Annotated in this window: 6 protein-coding genes; 4 read left to right on the forward strand and 2 right to left on the reverse strand. The window is 64.8% G+C overall.

What is annotated here, in order from left to right; all coding sequences use genetic code 11:
- Positions 1-191 precede the first annotated feature (191 nt).
- Complete coding sequence (locus DBV14_RS31300; RefSeq protein ID WP_124465539.1) at positions 192-827, reverse strand: YqhA family protein; 636 nt, start codon at positions 825-827, stop codon at positions 192-194.
- 145 nt (positions 828-972) lie between these two features.
- On the opposite strand from DBV14_RS31300, the gene acs reads away from it, so the two are divergent.
- Both acs and DBV14_RS31310 read left to right on the forward strand, forming a co-directional pair.
- A complete protein-coding gene (acs, locus tag DBV14_RS31305; protein WP_124465542.1) occupies positions 973-2,970 on the forward strand; it encodes an acetate--CoA ligase in 1,998 nt (665 codons plus the stop codon).
- A gap of 130 nt (positions 2,971-3,100) precedes the next feature.
- Entirely contained in the window at positions 3,101-3,601 is a 501-nt protein-coding gene (locus DBV14_RS31310) for a LapA family protein (RefSeq protein WP_124465545.1), read from the forward strand.
- Positions 3,602-3,657: 56 nt separating this feature from the next.
- Here the strand turns inward: DBV14_RS31310 and DBV14_RS31315 are convergent, their stop codons facing one another.
- Positions 3,658-3,963, reverse strand: a complete 306-nt coding sequence (locus DBV14_RS31315) for a c-type cytochrome (RefSeq protein WP_124465548.1) — start codon at positions 3,961-3,963, stop codon at positions 3,658-3,660.
- 106 nt (positions 3,964-4,069) lie between these two features.
- On the opposite strand from DBV14_RS31315, the gene DBV14_RS31320 reads away from it, so the two are divergent.
- Together DBV14_RS31320 and DBV14_RS31325 are read left to right on the forward strand one after the other, a co-directional pair.
- Positions 4,070-4,324, forward strand: a complete 255-nt coding sequence (locus tag DBV14_RS31320) for a TIGR04438 family Trp-rich protein (RefSeq protein ID WP_124465551.1) — start codon at positions 4,070-4,072, stop codon at positions 4,322-4,324.
- A gap of 76 nt (positions 4,325-4,400) precedes the next feature.
- Complete coding sequence (locus tag DBV14_RS31325) at positions 4,401-5,222, forward strand: DUF3592 domain-containing protein (RefSeq protein WP_124465554.1); 822 nt, start codon at positions 4,401-4,403, stop codon at positions 5,220-5,222.
- Positions 5,223-5,254 lie beyond the last annotated feature (32 nt).

The following is a 5,254-nucleotide window of genomic DNA, read 5'->3' on the forward strand; positions in this document are numbered from 1 at the left end:
GGCGCGAGCGGCTCAGAGCACTGGTTGGTCGAACGGCACAAGCGCAGCGCCCTCGTGCGAATGGGATCGGGTGCTCCCCGCAGCGAAATAAAGGAGGAGCGAAGCGGGGGACATTCGCGGAGGGGAGCACCCGGTGTCAGTCGCACACACCAAAGAATGCTCCCGCGCCCGCACCCGCTCCCGAACCAAGCTCAGTGAGGCGCGCCGCCCTGCGATGCGTTGGCCGTCATCAGCTTGTCCGTGTAGGCAATCGCAATGGCCGAGAACAGGAAGGTGATGTGGATCACCGTCTGCGCGATCAGCACGCGGTCCGTGTAGTTGTCCGCGTTGATGAACGTCTTCAGCAGGTGAATCGAGCTGATGCCGATGATGGCCGTGGCCAGCTTTACCTTCAGCACCGACGCATTCACGTGGCTCAGCCACTCTGGTTGGTCGCGATGGCCTTCCAGGTTCATGCGACTCACGAAAGTTTCGTAGCCGCCCACGATCACCATGATCAGCAGGTTCGAGATCATCACCACGTCGATCAGCGCCAGCACCACCAGCATGATCACCGTTTCGTTGAGCGAGCCCACCGGCGCGGTCGTCTTGTAGCCGATGCTGGTGATCAGCGCCTGCAGCGCGGTCTGGCTGCCGAATGCGGCTTCCACCAAATGCAGCAACTCCACCAGGAAGTGAACCACGTACACCGCCTGCGCAACGATCAGGCCCAGGTACAGCGGCAATTGCAGCCAGCGGCTGGCGAAGATCAGCTTGGGCAACGGCCCCATCGGCAAGCTCCGGCGGGGGGGCGGGTTCAACGGGTCGAAAGGGTCGGGAGCGGACATCGGCAGGCTGGTTGTGAAAGTCGGGCGATTCTAGGGGTGTCCCCGTGTCGGACTCGTGATAACCCCGCGAACTAACATCGGGCCGTCAGTGACCCGTAAGTGGGCCCGCCGACATTACGGCCGCATCCATCCAGGAGACAAGAGAATGAGCAGCGCATCGAAGAATATTGAATCCGTCCTGGTCGAGAACCGTGTGTTCCCGCCCGACGCCCGCGCCACCGAAGGCGCCCGAATTCCCAGCATGGCCGCCTACGACGCGCTATGCAGGGAAGCCGAACAGGACTTCGAAGGGTTCTGGACCCGGCTGGCCAAGGGCAACCTCCAGTGGACCAAGCCGTTCACCAGGACCCTGGACGAGTCGAAGGCCCCGTTCTACGAGTGGTTCGGCGACGGCGAGCTCAATGCCAGCGCCAACTGCCTGGACAAGCACATCGGCACCCCGGTCGAGAACAAGACCGCCATCGTCTTCGAGGCCGATGACGGCACCGTCACCAACGTCAGCTACAAAGAGTTGCTCGGCCGCGTGAGCCAGTTTGCCAACGCGCTCAAGGCCGCGGGCATCAAGAAGGGCGACCGCGTCATCATCTACATGCCCATGACGGTCGAAGGCGTCATTGCCATGCAGGCCTGCGCGCGCATCGGCGCCACCCACAGCGTGGTGTTCGGCGGCTTCTCGGCCAAGGCGCTGCAGGAACGCATCATCGACGCTGGCGCGGTGGCGGTCATTACGGCCAACTACCAGTTGCGCGGCGGCAAGGAACTGCCGCTGAAAGCCATCGTCGACGACGGCATCGCGCTCGGCGGCTGCGAGTCGATCAAGACCGTGTTCGTGTACGAGCGCACGCCCACCGCATGGGCCCGCGTCGAAGGCCGCGACAAGACTTTTGCCGAAGCGCTCAAGGGCCAGAGCACCGATTGCCCGCCCGTGCCGGTGAACGCCGAGCACCCGCTGTTCATCCTCTACACCTCGGGCTCCACCGGCAAGCCCAAGGGCGTGCAGCACGCCACCGGCGGCTACCTGCTGTGGGCCAAGCTCACGATGGACTGGACCTTCGACTCGCGCCCCGAAGACGTGTTCTGGTGCACGGCCGACATCGGCTGGATCACCGGCCACACCTACGTCGCCTACGGCCCGCTCGCGGCCGGTGCCACGCAGGTGGTGTTCGAAGGCATCCCGACCTTCCCCCATGCGGGCCGCTTCTGGCAGATGATCGAGAAGCACAAGGTGTCGGTGTTCTACACCGCGCCCACCGCCATCCGCTCGCTCATCAAGGCGGCCGAAGGCGACGAAAAAGTGCATCCGAAGAACTGGGACCTGTCGAGCCTGCGCATCCTCGGTTCGGTCGGCGAGCCGATCAACCCCGAGGCGTGGATGTGGTACCACCGGAACATCGGCCACGAGCGCTGCCCGATCGTCGACACCTTCTGGCAGACCGAGACTGGCGGCCACGTCATCACCCCGCTGCCGGGCGCCACGCCGCTGGTGCCGGGTTCGTGCACCTTGCCGCTGCCGGGCATCATGGCCGCCATCGTCGACGAGACCGGCAAGGACCTGCCCAACGGCTCGGGCGGCATGCTGGTCATCAAGCGCCCGTGGCCCTCGATGATCCGCACCATCTGGAACGACCCCGAGCGCTTCAAGAAGAGCTACTTCCCCGAAGAAATGGGCGGCACCATCTACCTGGCCGGCGACGGCGCGGTGCGCAGCGAAGACCGTGGCTACTTCCGCATCACGGGCCGCATCGACGACGTGCTGAACGTGTCGGGCCACCGCCTGGGCACGATGGAAATCGAATCGGCGCTGGTCTCCAAGACCGACCTCGTGGCCGAAGCCGCGGTGGTGGGCCGCCCCGATGACGTGACGGGCGAGGCGGTGTGCGCCTTCGTCGTGTTGAAGCGTGCCCGCCCGACCGGCGAAGAGGCCAAGCAGATCGCCAACGAACTGCGCGCCTGGGTCGCCAAGGAAATCGGCCCCATCGCCAAGCCCAAGGACATCCGCTTCGGCGACAACCTGCCCAAGACGCGCAGCGGCAAGATCATGCGGCGCCTGTTGCGCAGCATCGCCAAGGGCGAGGCGATCACGCAGGACACCTCGACGCTGGAAAATCCGGCAATCCTGGAACAGTTGTCAGAACGCCTGTAGGACGTGGCCGTTTATCCGTCCGGCAGCGCCGGACGGGCCCTTGGGCTGAGGTAAAACCATCGGAGTCACCGCGCGCCTTGACGTGCGCGGGCGTTTTCGATGTGTTCGATCTTTCCGAAGGAGGCCTCCAATGGGCGTGAGATCCGCTTTTCTTTTTGTCATCGTGCTGCTGATCGCAGCGCTCGCGGCATTGAACTGGGGGACGCTGTCGGCCCCCACCGACGTGTGGCTGGGCTTCATGACCGTCTCGGCGCCGCTGGGGCTGATCATGCTGGGGCTCACCGTGGTGCTCGCGGCCTTCTTCCTGGTCTATGTGCTGTACCTGCACAGCTCGGTGCTGCTCGACACCAAGCGCCACACCAAGGAAATGCAGGTCCAGCGCGACCTGGCCGACAAGGCCGAAGCCTCGCGCTTCACCGAGCTGCGCAGTTTTCTTGAAGCGCAAGAGAACAAGCACATGGGCCACAACGCCGACCGCCACACGGCCCTGCTGGCGCGCATGGACCAGCTTGAAAATGCGGTCCGGCTGCGCTCGGACCAGACCGACAACACCGTGGCCGCGCACATCGGCCAGCTGGAAGACCGCATCGAGCGCCGGCCGCTGCCGGTGGACATCAACCCGCAGGGTTGAGAGGGACGAAGCGGCGGGTTGCTGACTGAACGCTGCCGCTGCTGTCTCTGTGTTTCTTACTTCGTCGACAGCACCCAGGCCGCCAGCTTCTTCGCATCCGCTTCGCTGACCTGGTTGTTCGCCGGCATCGGCACCGGTCCCCACACGCCGGAGCCGCCCTTCATGATCTTGCTGGCGAGCGTGTCCACGGCACCCTTGTCGTCCTTGTATTTCGCGGCCACGTCCTTGAACGAAGGCCCGAGCACCTTGCGCTCGACCGCGTGGCAGCTCATGCAATTCTTCGACGTGGCCAGGGCGAGGTCGGCGAAGGCGGGGGCCGCGACGCCGAGGCCCAGGACGACCGACAACAAGACTCTTTTCATGGGGATTTATTTCGTAAGGGCTGGGTTACATTCGATGCAACGCGATTGTAGGTAGCGCCGTGGACAGGCGCCCGGATGCGCGCAATACAACCCTGAGGGATTCGCGATGTGGTTTCTGGCATTGGGCCTGCTTGGCATCGGCCTCAAGTACTTCGAAGTGAGCATGGTCGCCGGCTGGAGCTGGTGGATCGTGCTGACGCCTTTTGCACTGGCCCTCGCGTGGTGGGCATGGGCCGATTCGTCGGGCTACACCAAGCGAAAGGTCATGGAGCGGGAAGACAGGCGCAGGCAGGAGCGCATCGACCGCCAGAAGACCAACATGGGCATGAAGACCAGCAACGGTCAACGCCCGCGCCGCTGAGCGTACGGCGGCCGCTCCCCGGCTGAAGCAGCAAGCAAGCCAACAACCAGCGCCGCATGCCGAAAGGAAGCGCGCCATGGACGACGAAGCCGCCACCCACGCACTGATCGTCTTCGGCCTCTCGCTGCTGGCCGGGCCAGCCATTGGCGGGCTCGTCGGATGGCTCAAGACCTTTTTCTGGGGCGTCGGTGTCGGTGCACTGCTGATCGGCTGCGCCGGCCTGTATGGCGCCGCCACCGTCGGCTGGCACCGCTGCCAGTCGATTGCCGGCACGGTGAGCGTGCAGGGCAGCCTGGTCGAGATCGTGGAAGAGCGCGGCAAGGACAGCAACGGCCGCACGACGACGTCGCGCGCACCCATCGTCGAATACACCGCGTCCGACGGGCAGAAGCGCCGCGTCAAGGGGCTGGGCGGTGGCCTGTCGGGCAAGGAGTGGGGCGATGCGGTGGAGGTGCGCTACAGCAAGGCCGACCCCACACAGGCACTGGTGGCCGACTTCCAGAACATGTGGGGCATCGTGTGGGGCCTCGGCATCTTCGGTGGATTCCCGACGATGTTCGGCCTGTTCTTCACGGGCATGGCGATCAAGGAGGGTCGCCACCAGGACGGGCGCCGGGTGGTGCGCGAACCCACGCCAGCGCAACAACGTTGGCGCACGCGCGGCACGGTGGTGGCCAACGTGGTGTTTCTGGCGGGCTTTGCGCTCGTGTTCTTCTATCCCGACCCGAACCCGATGAAGCAGTTCGGCGCGGGCTTCATGACCATCGGTGCGGGGGCGTTGCTGCACTTCGTCGTACAGAGCCTGCCGCCGGCGATGGAGTTCGAGTTCCGCAGCATCCTTGTGATCGTGGGGCTGGGCTTTCTGGCCTTTGGATATGGCGCTTGGATGATGGCGTAGGGCTGCGCGCCGCTGTTTCGTTCATTCAGGGC

The sequence above is a fragment of the Variovorax sp. KBW07 genome (assembly GCF_003852515.1).
Classification (GTDB): Bacteria; Pseudomonadota; Gammaproteobacteria; order Burkholderiales; family Burkholderiaceae_C; genus Variovorax.